Source organism: Microbulbifer maximicatervae (SeqCode), assembly GCF_052467825.1.
On the sequence record NZ_CP174327.1, the window covers coordinates 3,766,405 to 3,781,942 of the forward strand.

Genomic DNA, 15,538 nt, shown 5'->3' on the forward strand with positions numbered 1-15,538 from the left:
GGTAAGGTATTAACTGTTGGTGGACCTACATCACGATACATGGTCGTTACCTTGAATCGCACTCATGTGAGTCCACCACTATATATTACCGCTTCTAACCCAACTCAACCAACCTCTGCATCAATGGAAAATACAGCGCACACCGAATATTCCGCTCCCCCTGCGCATAGAAAAGCTTGCGGTAATTCTCCAGCTGATTCCGATACTGTTCCAATTGAGCCGCAACAAACTCTTCCTGGCTTTCCTCACCACTGGGCTCTGCGGTTTTGTAATCGACAATCCAGCGAGTGCCTTCGTTATCGATAAATGTACGGTCAACAATGGAGCGCCGTAACTGTCTGCCGCCGCTGTGGAGTTCCAGTTCGCAGGCAGATTCCCTTAATGAGCCATCCAATAGCCAGCGGCCGGTGGGGCAGTTGAGGCTGTTGCGTACGGCGATCTCCACTTTCTCGGCGGCGCGGTCCAGGCTGATGGCGGATAGCCCCAATTGTTTCAGGCGCAGTTGCCATAGAGGGCGTTGGGCTTCCAGTTTGCTGGGGGTCCAGTCGTTAATGTTGGTCTCGGCAATGGTGGCGAGGGTTTCGTGGGCTACGGTGCCGGCGTGTTTGAGCCAGCGCAGGGCAACCTGGCCCAGTTCGGGAATATTGTCTTCTTCCTCGGTTTTGGGTTGGTAGTCTGGCATGCGGTATTGGGCCAGCCATTCCTGCCGGGGCATGGTTTGGGGTTGCCATTGGTTGGGCAGGCGCAGCAGGTAGTCGTGATCTCTGCTGGTTTCTTCCTGGTTTAGCGGGGGTTCTTCCGCTTCCAGCCAGTGACACCAATCGCTTTCCTGGTGGTGCAAAACGCTGGGCCAGATGCCGGCGAGTAGGGCGGCGCTGCCCGGGGGTTTAAGGTGGCCCTTTTTTTCATCCCGGTTGATGCAGGCCAAAAGATGCAGCGAGCGGATGGCGCGGGTGCAGCCTACATACAATAGGCGGGTGCCTTCCAGGCGTTCTCGCTCGCTGTTGTCGTGCTTCAGGTATTCAAAAACCGGGTCACGGCCGCCGCGCGCATTTTTGGGGGCGAGCAGGAAGCGGCTTTCGCCTTCGCGGCTGAGCCATTCGCTCCAGCGCAGCAGTTGGTCGCTGCCGGGTTTGCCGCCTTGGTCCAGTCCTGGGATCAGTACGTGTTCGAACTCCAGCCCTTTAGATTTGTGAATGGTCATCACCTGCACTTTGGCATCCTGGGCGGGGCGGGCGTAGAGCTGTTCCAGGGCCAGGGTGAACTGTTGCCAGTCGGTAATGGCTCCGCCGGTATCGAAGGCTTCTAATAATTGCAGAAAATCCTGCACATTATTCAGGTCGGATTTTTGCGCTACGGTGGCGGGGCCGCCCAGTTCCAGCCAGAGGCCTTCAATCCAGGTGCGCAGGGGTTTGCGGCCGCGCTGTTGCCAGGCGTGCAGCAGTTTGGGAGCCACTTGGGCCAGGCGTGTGCGCCCTTCATCGCTGAGCAGGGCGATATCGTCTACTTCCTGCAAGGCCATTAATAATGGGCGCGCGCTGGTATCGGTTACGGTGATATCCCCATTGCCCCAGTTGGCCAGGGTGTAAAGGTCTGGCAGTTGCAGTCCGCACCAGGGGGCGCGGAGTACGGCCAGCCAGCTGATTCGGTCGCTGGGGTCGAGTAGGGCGCGGGTGAGACTGAGTAAATCCAACACCACCATTTTACTGGCGAGCGGCGCCAGCTCTGGGGCCTGGAAGGCGATATTGGCAGTACTTAGGGCCGGCAGAATCTTTTGTAGATGCTTTTTCTTGCGCACCAGAATGGCGATACGGCTTTCAGGGTCTTGCGCTTGTAATTGCTGCACCAGTTCAACCGCTTGAGTGGCTTCGCGGTTGCGGTCTTCGTCATCAATGCAACCGTAAAAATTAACCGAGGGCTCGGCCCATTTGCTGCCTTTAAACGCTTCGGATTGCAGATAGCGCACGGCGCCGCGACCGATATTGTCCGCTTGCGGAAAAGCCCTTTGGAAAGTCTCGTTGACCCAGTTCACCACTGCGCTTTCGGAGCGGAAATTTACCTGGAGGTCGAGGGCTTCCAGGGGCACTTCACCGATACCGCGTTTACGCGCATCCAGGAAAATACCTACGTTGGCATTGCGGAAGCCGTAACAGGACTGCATGCCGTCGCCGACAATAAATAGGGTGCGGCCGTCTCCCTGCTGCCAGCCGGCAGTGAGTTTTTCCAGCAGTTGTAGCTGGGTGTGGGAGGTGTCCTGGAACTCGTCCACCAGAATATGCTGGGTTTGCAGATCCAGTTTCAGGGCCAGGTCTGTGGGGTTATCGCTATCGCCCAGGGCGATCAGTGCGGCTTGGGCCACTTCGGTATAGTCGGTGGCGCCCAGTTGCTGGAATACCAGCTTTAATTCTGCGACCAACTTGGGCAGTACCTGGGCGAGCCCTTGCAGCAGTTGCCATTGGCTCTGTTGCAGTCCGCTGGGGAGTTTGCCTACTTCCCGCAGGGCGGAGAGCAGCGGTTCGTTGCCGGCCAGTTCTGCCAGCAGGTCTTTCATGCGCTGTTTGTATTCTTCGGCGATGGGGCGCTCGGGATCTTTTTTATCCGGCAGGCCAAAACCGAGTTTTTTATTGATGCCGCCGCCTTTGCGCAGATCTCCAGTGGTGGTGAGGAGGAGGCTGCCGAGGGCGAGCCAGGCGGGCAGGCCGCTGCTGTCTGCGCTGGGGAAATCGTCCAGTTCGGCGAAGAGGCACAGGCCGTGGCTGGGGTTTTCCTTTTGCAAATTGCCGCCGGCATAACTGGCCAGCTCCAGCAGTTCCCCGGCGTAACTGCCGAGGGCTGTGGTGAGATCTTGCAGCTTTTCTGCTACCAGTTCATCGATGACAAAATGGAAATAATCCTGGGCGCCGTCGAAGTTAACGCTCAAAAGTGGGCTGAGCCATTGCTCGCGCTTGTCCAACAAAATGCGCAGTAGCTTATTGAGCTGGCCCAGGTCGTTGTCCAGGTGGAGCAGTAGTTGCTGTAGGTCTGCATCTGGGGTTTCGCCATCGAGGTGTTTGAGCAGGTTCACCACGGCCAGTTCGAAGGCGATTTGGGTGCGCTCCAGGGGTTCACCCGGTGCGCCAAGGCCGCTTTCGATCGGCAGTTGGCTGGCGAGGCTGCGGCAGAGGCCGTCGATGGTTTGAATACGCAGGCGCTGGGGTGTTTGCAGCAGTTCCCATTCCAGTTCGCGATCCCGCTCCAGCAGGGCGCGGGCTAAATCCCAGGTGATGGCATCGTGGGGGTTGTCAGGCCGGGCTTGGTCGCGGGCGCTATGCAAGGCGTCGATCAGGCGCTCGCGCATTTCACCGGCAGCTTTGCGGGTGAAGGTAATGGCCAACACTTCTTCCGGTTGCTGGCAGGCGGCGAGCAACTTTAATACGCGCTGGGTGAGCAGGCCGGTTTTACCGGAACCCGCCGGGGCAGACACGGCAAAGCTACGGCTGATATCCAGGGCTTGGCTACGGGCGTCGGCATCGATGGGGCGGCGCAGGGCGGGAGTGGTCACAACTTCGTTCATTCGGTTATTTGCTCCCTTTCCGGCCAGCGGTTTAGGGGCCAGAGTTCACTGTTGTTATCGGTGGGGCGATCAAAGGCGAGGGTGGCTACACCACTGCGATATTCGGTGGCGAGGGATTCCAGGCTGTAGCGCCAGTGCTCCACCAGATTGCTCCAGGTACCGTAGGGGGATTCCTTTTCGGTATCGCCCACGGCTTTAATGCCGGTGATGGGGTGCTCTAAATCTCCGCAGCCATTCCATTTGCAGTCGCCGTTGCGCACTTGGCCGAAGGCGATGGCGTGGGCGTCCGGTTGGAAAAGGGCGTAGAGCGGCAGCTGGGGTTCGCGGATGCGCTGGGTAAGCCAGTCGCGAATACTGGGGACGCCAGTTTTGTAATCGATTACCAGTTGTTCGCCGCTGGCGAGTTGGTCCAGTCGGTCCAGGCGCAGGTTAAAGTGCAGCCCGCCGATTTCCACGGCTTGTTCCCATTCGACTTTTTCTACGGAGAAGTTGGGCCTGTCCAGTTCCACGGACAGCCATTGTTGCAGCAGGCGCTCCAGGCGCTGCTTTTCCATGGCCCAAAATCCGATCGGCAGGTGATTGTATTTTTTGCGCACACTGCCGAGGGAGCGCTCCACTGCGCGTTCGATTTGCGCTTGGCGTTGCTCGTCGTCCATGGCTTGCAGTTGTGCGAGGGTGCCGCACTGTTGCCAGAATTCCGCTAGCACCTGGTGCACCACATTGCCGCGCTCGGCGGGGCCGAGGCCGATATCCGGTTGGGTAAAACTGCTGGCGCCGAGGCGGAAGCGCAACTGCGCATTTAATGGGGACAGGGCCTGGGCCTTGAGCACCGAGGCACCGCCGCGCACCTGTTCGCATTCGGCGGGGGTGAGTGGCGGTAGCTTTTTGTCTTCGACTTTTTCCAGCTGGCAGGCTTGCGCCAGTTGGCTGTAGTGATTGTGCAGGGCGCCTTCGGCAAAGTGCTGGGCTTGTTGCGGGCTTTCAAACAAGCTGCTCAGGCTTTGCTGCACACCGTCTTCTTCACAGGTGTAACTCACGACGATATCGCCGCTGGCATTCTGCAGGTCGTCGGTGAGTTCGCGGGCCAGTTCCAATTCCCGCTCGGCGCTGGCGCGGGGCATCTTCCAGTGTTTTTGCCATTGAATCGGCAACAGCGGATTGGGTGCCGGTGCCGGCGGCCATTGCTGTTGGCCGAAGCCGACCAGGCGCAGGTGATCGAAGGCGAGGCCGCCAGCTTCCAGTACCCCGAGAATTTGCAGAGGGCCATCGCGGGTTTCCGCCTGGAAGGGGGTGCGGCTGGCAATCTGACGCAGCAATTGCAGGGCCTGGGTGAGAGTAAGGTTGCCACCGCAGGCACTGAGTGCGGCGAACTCCTCCAGGGTGGATTCCCACTGCATCAGCTGCTGGTATTCCTGGCTGTCGGGATTGCGTGTTCCCGGCCAGCCCATGGCCTTCAGCGTTTCGGAATAACGCGCTGCCCAAATTTCTGCAGGGGCTCGCTGCCAGCGGCGGGCGCGTTCGGCCATTTGTTCCAGCTGGCGGGGCAACTGCGGTGATTCCAAGTGGAGTAATTCTGCGGTGCGCTCGGCCCAGTAGCGCAGGGTTGCGCCGTCGATGCGGCGCAGTTCCAGTTTTTGTAAGCGGCGGAACAGGGCACTGCGCAGCCAGGTTTCACCGTCGTCGCCCCAAAAAGGACTGAACAGGATATTTTGCAATTGCGGGTAATCCCATTCGTCTTGGAGTAGCGATAGCAATTGCAGAGCGGCGCTGCCGACCGGAGTTTGCGCCAGGGGTGTACCGGCGGAGAAGTTAAACGGCAGTGTGTAGCGCGGTTGCTGTGGGTCCAGGTATTGGGGTTCGAGTACGCGGGAAAATACCGCTTCCACCTGGGCGCGACATTGCCCGAGATTGTTCACCACTATACCGACGCTGTGGCCGGGGTTTCCGGCGAGCTTTTGCCCGGCCCAAAGGGCTGCCTGATAGAGTTCTTCATCCAAATCGGCGCAGGCGGCTACGGACAGCTCGCTCTGCTGGGTAAGTCCCGGCCTTTCATTAACGGCTGTTGCACCTGCGTGAATCAGGGCATTGGCGAGGGGCGAAATCTGGGCAAAGCCGGCGGTATCAATTTGCGCGACGGGTTCCAGAATGCCTTCTTGGAATGCGCGCAGGATCAATTGATCGCGCTGGTCTGGTGTGATGGCGCTGTGGGCCTGAAGCTCAGTAGCAAAGGCCTTGATCATTGCGCACAGCGGCAGCTCGTCGCTGCGCATAGAGAGTGCGAACTGCTCTAATAGAGGAGTTAGCGCCTCATCTATTTGCGAGAGATCGGAGATCAGCTGCCATTGGAACAGCTGCGCCAGGGCGCTATCGGCATCTCGGCACAGTTGCTGGCTGTTGAGCAGTTGCCGGTCCAGGGATTCATCCAAGGCGCGCTGCCAGAGCAATTGCCGTTGCTCGCGATTCAATACCTGCTGCAAGGCGGGCTGCCAGTTGCGCTGTTGCAGTTGGAACCAGAGCTTGTCCAGCCAGCTGCGCAGGGATTCCACCGGCGGAGGCATCCAGCAGGCACCGGGCGACTGCTGCGCGGCAAACACCTGTTGGCAGCGGTTGCGCAAACGGTTGTTGGGGGTGAGCAGCAGCCCTCCGGGGGGCAGCTGCGCAAATATTTCGAGAGCGGGAAATGCCGGCTTCAGCATGAATTCGGGTACCGGTTAGGGCTTGTTATTCGGGGAACGGTCGCGGTTTGTGACGGAGCTGTCAACCCAAGTGCGCAGTTCTCATCATTTTGGCGATCTTAGGTGTTGGGTTCGAGGGGTTCAGCAACTGGGGCGAACTCGCGGAAGGCCCGTTCGATATTGCCGGTTAGGTCAACCGTGCTGGTGATCAGGCGGCCAGTATTTGGGGCATCCGGCAGCATCAGCTCAAGTTCTTCCAGCCACCAGCGCACTCGCCGGGCGATGGCTTCGCCGGAATCCAGCCATTGGATTGAGCGAGGGGCGAACTGGTCCAGTTCTTCCCGCAGCAGGGGAAAGTGGGTGCAGGCCAATACGGCAATATCCACTTGGTCACCGCCGGCGGTGTGGAATACGCGGTGCAAGACCGGCTCCAAATCCTCTGCGGTGATGGCTTCGCCGCGCAGTTTGCTTTCCGCCAGATGCACCAACTCTGGTGCGGGCACATTAATTACCCGGTTGCCGTTTGCAAATTGCTCGATTAGTTCGCGGGTGTAGCGGCGATTGACGGTACCTTCGGTGGCAATCAGGGCAATAGTGCGGGAACGGCTGGCGGCAGCGGCGGGTTTCACTGCGGGCACTACGCCCACTACGGGTTTCTGTAGGGATTCGCGCAGCTGGGGTAGGGCCAGGGTGCTGGCGGTGTTGCAGCCCACCACTAAAATATCGGCCCCGCAGTGCTCCATCATGGCTTGGGCCTGCTGGACGATGCGGGGGCGCAGTTCCTCTTCGCTTTTGTTGCCGTAGGGGTAAAAGCCGTTGTCCACACCCAGGTGCAAGGTCAGGCCCGGCACCAGGCGGCGGATCTCCCGCGCAATGCTGATGGCGCCCACGCCGGAATCAAAGATCAGGGCGCTGGGGGCAGGGCTATCTGGGTGGGCGCTGTGTTTGTGCATGCGTTCTGGAGTACCAACATCGAAACCAATCCTCCAAGAATACCTAAAACCCCGTAAAAATTCCCGCTGGGTCTTATCGGGCGCAAACCTATCCCTTGATACTGAGGTTATCGGCCGGGCTGGCGCGGGGTACTTTCCAGGGGCAAGCTGGTAGAATGGCGCCTTCGCCTGGGCAATTTCCCGGGCAGGCCAGTGGGCGAGGCCCCTGGCAAAATCCTGATTTATCCATCTCTTTCCAGGTCTGGGAGTACCACTCTATGCCAGCGTTCCCGCTGCAATTGAATGCCGATCATGCGGTGATGGCGGCTGTTGCCATCTTGTTTCTGTTGGGCTTGGTGTTTTGGTTGGCGCGAGCCAGTAGCCGCCGCGCTTTACTGCAGAGCGAAGCCGCTTTGCAGGTGGCTCAGGCGCGTATCGAAAGCAGCCGCGAGCGGGAGTCCCAACTTGGGGTTGAGGTGGAATCCCTGCGAACCGAGTTGGCGGACAAGTTGCAGCAGCTCACGCGAAGCCAGGTGCTGGTAGAAAAAGGGGAGGCGGCCCTGGCGGAGCAGCGCAAGCTGATGGAGCAAATGCGTATAGCCATGGGTGAGCAGTTCGAGAATCTGGCCAACCGGATTTTTGAAGAGAAGCAGCAAAGCTTCGTGCGCCGCAGTGAAGACAGCCTGCGCAAAAGTCTCGATCCGCTGGAGCGCCAGCTGGGGGATTTCCGTAAGCGAGTAGAGCATGTCTACGATCGCGAAAATGCTGAGCGCAACAGCCTGCTGGGGCAGATTAAAGCATTGCGCGAGCAAACCCAGCGCATCAGCGATGAGGCCCTGAACCTGACTTCGGCCCTAAAAGGTGACCGCAAGATCCAGGGTAACTGGGGTGAAGTGGTGCTGGAGCGCTTGCTGGAGGAATCCGGCTTGCAGAAGGGGCGCGAGTACGAAACCCAGGTAACCCTGACGAGCGATGGCCGCAGGCGCCAGCCGGATGTAATTGTGCGCCTGCCGGAAAACAAAGACCTGATTATCGATTCCAAGGTCTCCCTGGTGGACTACGAGCGCTACAGCTCGGCGGAAACCGATGAGGAGCGCACCCAAGCCCTGAAACAGCATGTGAATTCCCTGCGCGCCCATATCACCGGCCTTAACAAGAAAGCCTACGAGCAGCTGGAGGGTGTGCGCACCCTGGATTTTGTCTTTATTTTCGTGCCCATTGAGGCTGCGTATATGTTGGCTATGCAGGCGGACCCAGACCTGTTCCGTTTCGCTTATGAGAAGCAAATTGTCCTGGTGAGCCCCACCAGCCTGATGGCGACCCTGCGCACCGTCGAGAATATCTGGCGCTACGAAAAACAAAATAAGAATGCGGAAAAAATCGCCGACGAGGCCGGCAAGTTGCACGATCAGTTTGCTATGGTGCTGGAGTCACTGGACATTCTTGGTGACCGTCTGCGCCAGGCTGATGACGCTTACCAGCAGACTTACAAGCGATTGGCGACAGGCCGTGGTAACGCGGTGAAGCGTATTGATAGTCTGCGTAAGCTTGGTGCTAAAACCCGTAAACAGATTTCTGCGGACTTAAGGGAGCGAGCGGATCAGCCTGAGGTAAAGGGATTGCCACAGGCTGAGGAAACTACTGCGGAAGAATAACTTTTTATGGAAAATCTTGTATTCGCGCTATCAGTCACAGGGCCGATTTTCCTGATGATTATTGGCGGATACCTGCTCAAGTATAAAGGGATAGTTCGGGACAGTTTTATTGATGATGCTTCAAGGCTTGTTTTCCACGTAGCCTTGCCTGCATTGCTTTTTATTAATATCTATTCCTCGGATACCAGCCCCGCGCAAGAAATAGACCTACTGGTAGCAGGGGTTCTCGGCACTTTTGTAATGCTCCCGTTGGCATGGTTGCTGGCACGGCCGGTAGCGCCAATGGATCGCAGTGCATTTATCCAGGGAGCCTTTCGTGGAAATGTGGCGATTGTCGGCCTTGCCTGGATCGAAAAAGCCTACGGAAGTGAGGGTGTTTCCAATTCCGCAGGGTTGGTAGCGGCACTTACGATTCAGTTTAATGTTATCGCCGTCGCTCTTTTCGTGCTTTACAATAAGGACAGAAAATTTGGCTGGCGGGTGATGCTGTGGGAGCTGGTCAAGAACCCTCTTATCCTCGGTGTAATCGCAGCCATTGTGTGCCGTTTGTTGGCTATAAGGTTGCCAGAGGTGCTGCACGATACCATTCAGTATCTCGCATCTGTGGGCTTGCCATTGGGGCTTATTTGTATTGGTGCCAGCATGAAAATGCGAACACTGATGCGCAGTTCCCCTACGGCGCTGGCGGCCTCATTACTTAAACTGGTTGTTGCTCCGATTGTCTGCCTGTTGATTGGTTTGGCATTGGGCATGAGCCCTGAGTACTTGGGATATTTGATCCTGATGACGGGTGCTCCCTGTGCGATCTCGGCCTTTGTAATGGCCCATGCGATGGGCGGGAACAGCCAGCTTACGGCGAATATTGTGGGGCTCAGCACATTGCTTTCTGTTGTTACTGCCAGTATCGGGCTGGCATTGCTTAAGGTGTACTTTTAATGACCGTTTTCCCAACCTGGTTGCTTATTCTTGCAGCAGTAATCATTTTTGCTCTCGCTATTGTGGCTGGCTACTATCTGCGCAAACTATCAGTAGCGCAAAAGAAACAGGCTGAACAACTGGCGGAGCTAGAGCAAGCTGCCGAAGATCAGCGAGAAAGAGTAAACGACAGCATCCAGATTATTGCCCGCACCCTGTTGGATGATGGAGTAGGGCTTACCGAAGCCTCGATTCGTATTCGCGTTCTTTTGGATGCACTTCAGGTGGAAGATAAAGTGCGTGAAGAGTTTGTGGCCTTCTACACCATCGCAGAGAAAACCAGTCATATCCCAATTCTTAAAGACTGGAAAGAACTGCCGCGTAAAGAACAGTTCAAGTATGAGTTGGAGATGGCGCAAGTAGAGGCGGACTATAAGGATTTTGCGATGGATGCTGCCAAACGGATTTTGGGGCGTTCTTTTTAGTACTGGGTCATTTCCTGTTTGGGGGTGGCGTTTTGGATCAGCGGGTAGGGGGCTGCCTGCTGATTTATAAGCTTTGTCTGATCCTGTCTTGTCTGTGCTTGCTTCGGTTTTATATTTACAATAGTCATTATCAATTGGCGCCTCTACTTATACGAATTGACTTCAAGTCTCGCATTTTCCATTTCTTTGGTTTATTAGACTTATAACAAGATGTTGAATACTTTAGTGAAGGGTGATTGACTTTTTAGTGGATGGCAATATGATCGAGAGTGGATGGTCCTGAAATAGTGGCTATATATTCACGTAATGGAATCGCTCTTGGTGTTCTTCGTTTATATTGCTATGGATTGATTTAGGGGAATAAGCAGAGTGAAATATAGGTGCGCGGTATAAATTAACTATTAATATGTCTAGGCTATAATTACATATAATAAAGGTTGGCAGGCAAAAAAATGAAAAGGATCTTTGTCTTTTTGATGGTTCTGATTTCAGGGTGTGCAATATATCCGGATAGGGGTGAGTATGAAAGTAGGCTTAGATCTACCTCTAGCTCGCTTCAGTCTTTTGATCAACTTGAATATACACTTTTGACACTAGGTGAAACCAATAAGTTTGAGTTGGGTGATGATGGTAAAGTATTCGACTTCGGAAATGGACTTTCCTTTTACAAAGGATTTTCTTTGCCCGAAATTGAATCCAAAGCTACAGTTGAAGTGATTTCCTTGTTCAATACTTTCGCCCAAGCTTTGGGGCATGTTCCATTTGTGACTATATTGGTGTTGAATGAAGATTATGAAGAAGTTTTTCGCAAAGAAAGTAGTATGAAGCCAGGTTCAGAGTGGGATGGTTCAACTCATTTTAAGGATTCATTTTCTATAAGCGAAGAAGCTAGGTCTATCATCGTATACGTTGATCCTAGCAATATAGATAAATTGATACCTTGGTATTATGATGCCTTTCACATGGGGCCGATAGGAGAAGTATTTTCTCATAATTCTAACGCCAAGGTAGGCTTTGGTGGCCCAATGAAGTTGAAAGTAAACCTATAAAAAGTTACTGCATTTAATTCTTAGCTCATCCTTTAGGGGATTTCTTTAAAGTGTTGTGTAAGTGTAAATTTGATGTTGAGTCCTAGATTCCCACAATAACCGGCACATATGGCGATAGCGAAGGAGGCCAGCTGGCTGTAGGCTGGTAAGCTTCCACACAAACAAGCCAGGAACTTCATGGGTGCTGGGGGGCGTTGTGTTAATGAATAAAACCAAAGCACCCGAGGGACAGTTGGTAGTCTAAGGTTGTGCCTTTAGTAAGTAAGTAGAATTATTTATTTCACTACTTCAGTAGTAACTATGTATATTAAGCAGCAGTGAACCAAAATTTTGTATAAATTTATAGTAGCTTTTCGAGGCGGCTACGTAAGAATATTGAGATGGAGAATACGAATAATGTGGCACGCTTGTATTTGTCATTGTCGGCAAGGGGCTGCTCTGTGGTAGGTGGCGACTGGATGAAAAAGAAGAGAGCGTGAGTGTGTTTAGTCATTCTAAGGTGTATCATTCAGAGCTAGCCAAAAACACATCGCCTTTATATAATCATTCAAACTGGGGTTAGCTTTTCACGTCGGGTAGAAGTTTCAAAACTCTAATGGATTGCACTTTTATTCTGAGGATGATATCTGCAAAAACCTGACTTGAAGTTAAGATATTATCAGTCGTTATTGAGTGGGTATTTAGGCTTGAAGCTTTAGCACCTTTTTAAAGGTGTGGGGCGTATCTAGTGGTCTCAATTAAAGGTATGTAGATGTTTAGATGAATCTATTTGGTATATAAGTACTTTAATAGCGGATGGTAACCGCTGAGGTACCCTGTACAGGGTTGATTTGATTTTTTGGGGAAGGTCTTTAGGTTTGAAAATGGAATTAAATATGATTTATAGCAATATAAGAAAGACAGGTTTTTTGTTCTTTTTGTTCTTCTTGCTTTCGGCTTGTGGTGGGGGTGGAAGTGGAAGTGGAAGTGGAGGAGGTGCTGGAAACTTGAGTCCGGTGGCGTCTGCCGGAGACGATCAATATCATAACTATTCAGAAGGAATGGTGATAGAGCTTGACGGTAGTGGGAGTAGTGATCCAAAGGGAGGAGAATTGACCTACTCTTGGGAAATTATTTCAGGTCCAGAGGGTGCAGGTATTATTGAGCCTTCTGTCGATCCTTCTATTGCTGAATTTTTGGTATTTTCAAGCGGTATATATGAAGTTCAATTGACTGTTACTGATGATAGTGGAAGTTCTGATACAGATATTGTCGCTATCTCGATAAATGCTATTCCTGTAGCTGTTGTGACTGGAGATGCTTATAGTGTAGTAAATAACGAAGTTATTTTTGAAGGTATAGATAGTTTCGATGAGGATGCAGATGCACTGACTTATAGTTGGCGCATTGTTTCTATACCAGAATTTAGTACTGCTGTTGTTTCAGCTGAAGATACGCCTGCGATTTCAATCTTGCCAGATGTTGAGGGTATTTACTCTGTAGAGCTTGTAGTAAATGATGGGAAATCTGATAGTGATCCTAGTCAGATCACCTTAGAGGTGCATCGAAAAATCGAAAATTTGAGCTATAGGCCGGTTGATGCTGAATATAATGTTTCGACCAATGAAATAGTTATGGTTTCTGAGTCACCCAATCAGCTTCACATATATGATCCTATTTTAAATAAAAATATTGCTGTTGATTTACCGTTATCTCCATCGAGTGTTTCTGTTGGTCCGAATGGTCAATTTGCAGCAGTGGGACACGATGGTTGGGTTTCCTATGTGGATCTAAGTTCTACATCCCTGATAAAAAGCATTCCTGTATCAGCAGATGTATTAGATGTTGTTCTGGCTGGTAATGGTTATATTTATGCATTTCCGCGCATTGATCAATGGGAGACAATTCGAAGCTTAAATATTGATACTGGAGTAGAGACTACAAATTCCGGCAGGAGTATTCGTGCGGGTACGTTGGCTAAATTGCATCCAACAATGGAAGTTATTTATGGTGCTGATAATGGTCTTTCTCCATCAGATATTGAAAGGTACGATATATCAAAGGGTACGGCTGAATATTCATATGACTCACCTTATCACGGTGACTATAGCATGTGTGGCAATCTTTGGATATCTAAGGACGGGCTACGGATTTTTACACGATGCGGAAATGTTTTTAGATCATCACAGTCCGAGTCAAATGATATGGTTTATAACGGCTCTTTGAGTGATGTAGTCAATATTCAAGAATTAGATCATTCAGTTGCTGCAGACGAGGTCGCTTTAATTCCAGGTGTGTCTTATTGGGGGGATGATAAAGAAGATACTAAGATAAAAAGGTATGATTATGATTTCTTGGTTCATAAGGATGACTTAACTATCCCTAAATTTGTAATGAATGGAAATGCATATGATGGTAGAGGTCGATTTGTTTTTTACCATAGCGATGGAGAACGACTGTTTGTTGTTGTTCAGGCAGATGAAACATCTGGGATGCTGAATGACTATGGTGTTACCATCTACTGATGCTTATTTAATCCTAGATTGCCAACATAAGTGACATACTTCTGCCCGCTAGAAGCTCTAGTGGGCTCAAGTAATTTAGAATCTTTCTTGGACGAGTGCTTATTCGGACCACCGCATCGTCAATACGGCTTTTGAGTATCTTGCCAATTTTCATATTGATCCTACACACCAATGAAGGACACTCTCTTAAGCGATAAACTGCGCAACAGAGGTGCTCTATGACAAGACCAAGTAAACCAACCAAAACCACTCGTAAACAATACTCATAGAAGTATAGAAAAGATGCCCTAGCACTGGCGCTCAAGTTCGGTGTAAGCGTTGCCGCCAAACAACTTGGGTTGCATCCTTTCCAGATTTACGGATGGCGAGTAAGGCTAAGCTACATCGTAGCCGAGGGGATACCGAGAGAGAGCTAGCCACATTAAATACTCGACTTAAGCGGCAGCTAGCTGAGCAGGCAGAGGAGCTGGTGATCTTTGAAAAGGCCGCAGCGTACTTTGCAAAGAGCCTGAAATGAGGTACGTCTTCATACAAAAGTACAGGCATGAATTCAGGCTCAAAGTGATGGCCAAAGTATTGGGCGTATCTCGCAGTGGGTTTTACAGATGGGGGTCAAGGTCGGCTGACCAATCCAAGCACCGGTAGTATCGAATACAGCTTGATAACTTGCTACGGCAGCGCTTTATAGCCAGCAAGGAACGAAGTGGCGCCCCTCGCCTGACGATGGGGTTGGTCAGTGAGGGGAGTATATATAATTAAAAAACAATTGCTGCCAGCATGCGTCGACAGGGCCTACGGGCTAAAGCAGCAAACACAACCTACTCGAAACACGGTTCGCCAGTGGCCCCAAATCTGCTCGAGCAAAAAATCAATGCTGACAAGAGAAACTAGTATTACTCTAAAAATTATCAATCTTTAATTACAGCGTATGATCTGCGGTGCAGCATGAGTGCCAAAGGTAATTGCTATGATAACGCTTGTGTAGAAACGTTCCTCCACTCACTTAAAATAGAAGCAATTCATGGTAACCGCTTTCCCACAAGGTACCTCATGCAAGAAACCGCATTTGAGTATATAGAGATAGACTACAATCGAAATCGCCTATACAGCACCAATGGCAATCTCAGCCCTGAGGCGTTTGAGGAACAATTAGTCGCTTAGTAGGTAGTGTGTTCGTTGTTGATGGGTAGGATCATCTGGCTATAGGTGACGGCTGCAAACCTGACAGGATGATTTGATCACTAACTATGGTACAGATATGGTTGTGTCCGAGGAATCCCATAATATTGTTGGCGTTAATGTCGCTGATAATATGATTCTGAGCGTAGTAATTCCTGGAAATAACAGTAACTTGTTTCAGTCAGTTATTATGAATAATGCGAACGTGGGTGTTGTTGTGACAGGCAGTATCAATGCGATCTCTTCAAATAAGCTGGGGCTAAATGAATTTGAGGGGATTCTCTTGGAAGTCATATCTAATAGCTCTGTGATTCTACTAAACCTTATTTATTCAAGTTTGAATTCAGGCAAAGTAATTGAATTTTCCAATAAATTAATTGCATATAATTTTGTTGAGGATAATGTTCCTGGGAGCGTAGGTATTTATATGTCTGCTTTAGGGCAATCAGGTAACAGGATTATAGGAAATCAGGCAGCGGATAACGTTGCTTTTGATTTGCAAGATCTTAATTCTGCACCTTGCCTGAACATTTGGACAGGCAAGGTGCTTGATACTTCAGGCGGGGTTTGTGTAGACCCTTGATGTGATGG

At 51.7% G+C, this 15,538-nt stretch carries 9 protein-coding genes and 1 pseudogene; 7 read left to right on the plus strand and 3 right to left on the minus strand.

From position 1 onward, the window contains the following. Positions 1-94: 94 nt before the first annotated feature. The 3 genes from ACJJII_RS16855 to murI form a co-directional block, all read right to left on the minus strand. Positions 95-3,553: a UvrD-helicase domain-containing protein gene (locus ACJJII_RS16855; RefSeq protein ID WP_444917032.1), complete on the minus strand. Its 3,459-nt coding sequence runs from the start codon at positions 3,551-3,553 to the stop codon at positions 95-97. Then, entirely contained in the window at positions 3,550-6,249 is a 2,700-nt protein-coding gene (locus tag ACJJII_RS16860) for a PD-(D/E)XK nuclease family protein (protein ID WP_444917033.1), read from the minus strand. The genes ACJJII_RS16855 and ACJJII_RS16860 overlap by 4 nt, the downstream gene beginning before the upstream one ends. 98 nt (positions 6,250-6,347) lie before the next feature. Then, complete coding sequence (murI, locus tag ACJJII_RS16865) at positions 6,348-7,181, minus strand: glutamate racemase (protein ID WP_444917034.1); 834 nt, start codon at positions 7,179-7,181, stop codon at positions 6,348-6,350. A 155-nt stretch (positions 7,182-7,336) separates the two neighbouring features. Here murI and ACJJII_RS16870 point away from each other — a divergent pair, with 155 nt between their 5' ends. The 7 genes and pseudogenes from ACJJII_RS16870 to ACJJII_RS16900 all read left to right on the plus strand — a co-directional run bounded on the left by ACJJII_RS16870 (position 7,337) and on the right by ACJJII_RS16900 (position 15,530). Continuing rightward, positions 7,337-8,815 (plus strand): DNA recombination protein RmuC, encoded by a 1,479-nt coding sequence (locus ACJJII_RS16870; protein ID WP_444917035.1) that lies wholly within the window; start codon positions 7,337-7,339, stop codon positions 8,813-8,815. Between the two features lie 6 nt (positions 8,816-8,821). After that, complete coding sequence (locus tag ACJJII_RS16875; RefSeq protein WP_444917036.1) at positions 8,822-9,751, plus strand: AEC family transporter; 930 nt, start codon at positions 8,822-8,824, stop codon at positions 9,749-9,751. Beyond that, positions 9,751-10,215 (plus strand): DUF2489 domain-containing protein, encoded by a 465-nt coding sequence (locus tag ACJJII_RS16880; RefSeq protein ID WP_282932600.1) that lies wholly within the window; start codon positions 9,751-9,753, stop codon positions 10,213-10,215. The genes ACJJII_RS16875 and ACJJII_RS16880 overlap by 1 nt, the downstream gene beginning before the upstream one ends. A 452-nt stretch (positions 10,216-10,667) precedes the next feature. Then, complete coding sequence (locus tag ACJJII_RS16885; RefSeq protein WP_444917037.1) at positions 10,668-11,264, plus strand: hypothetical protein; 597 nt, start codon at positions 10,668-10,670, stop codon at positions 11,262-11,264. A gap of 863 nt (positions 11,265-12,127) precedes the next feature. Continuing rightward, positions 12,128-13,768: a PKD domain-containing protein gene (locus tag ACJJII_RS16890; RefSeq protein ID WP_444917038.1), complete on the plus strand. Its 1,641-nt coding sequence runs from the start codon at positions 12,128-12,130 to the stop codon at positions 13,766-13,768. A 293-nt stretch (positions 13,769-14,061) separates the two neighbouring features. Beyond that, a pseudogene (locus ACJJII_RS16895) lies at positions 14,062-14,929 on the plus strand (IS3 family transposase). Between the two features lie 73 nt (positions 14,930-15,002). Beyond that, complete coding sequence (locus ACJJII_RS16900) at positions 15,003-15,530, plus strand: NosD domain-containing protein (RefSeq protein ID WP_444917039.1); 528 nt, start codon at positions 15,003-15,005, stop codon at positions 15,528-15,530. Positions 15,531-15,538: the final 8 nt, after the last annotated feature.

Bases quoted from the DNA above. Each gene is read 5' to 3' on its own strand.
- ACJJII_RS16855 (WP_444917032.1), bottom strand. From the start codon at position 3,553: ATGAACGAAGTTGTGACCACTCCCGCCCTGCGCCGCCCCATCGATGCC.
- ACJJII_RS16860 (WP_444917033.1), bottom strand. From the start codon at position 6,249: ATGCTGAAGCCGGCATTTCCCGCTCTCGAAATATTTGCGCAGCTGCCC.
- murI (WP_444917034.1), bottom strand. From the start codon at position 7,181: ATGCACAAACACAGCGCCCACCCAGATAGCCCTGCCCCCAGCGCCCTG.
- ACJJII_RS16870 (WP_444917035.1), top strand. From the start codon at position 7,337: ATGGCGCCTTCGCCTGGGCAATTTCCCGGGCAGGCCAGTGGGCGAGGC.
- ACJJII_RS16875 (WP_444917036.1), top strand. From the start codon at position 8,822: ATGGAAAATCTTGTATTCGCGCTATCAGTCACAGGGCCGATTTTCCTG.
- ACJJII_RS16880 (WP_282932600.1), top strand. From the start codon at position 9,751: ATGACCGTTTTCCCAACCTGGTTGCTTATTCTTGCAGCAGTAATCATT.
- ACJJII_RS16885 (WP_444917037.1), top strand. From the start codon at position 10,668: ATGAAAAGGATCTTTGTCTTTTTGATGGTTCTGATTTCAGGGTGTGCA.
- ACJJII_RS16890 (WP_444917038.1), top strand. From the start codon at position 12,128: ATGGAATTAAATATGATTTATAGCAATATAAGAAAGACAGGTTTTTTG.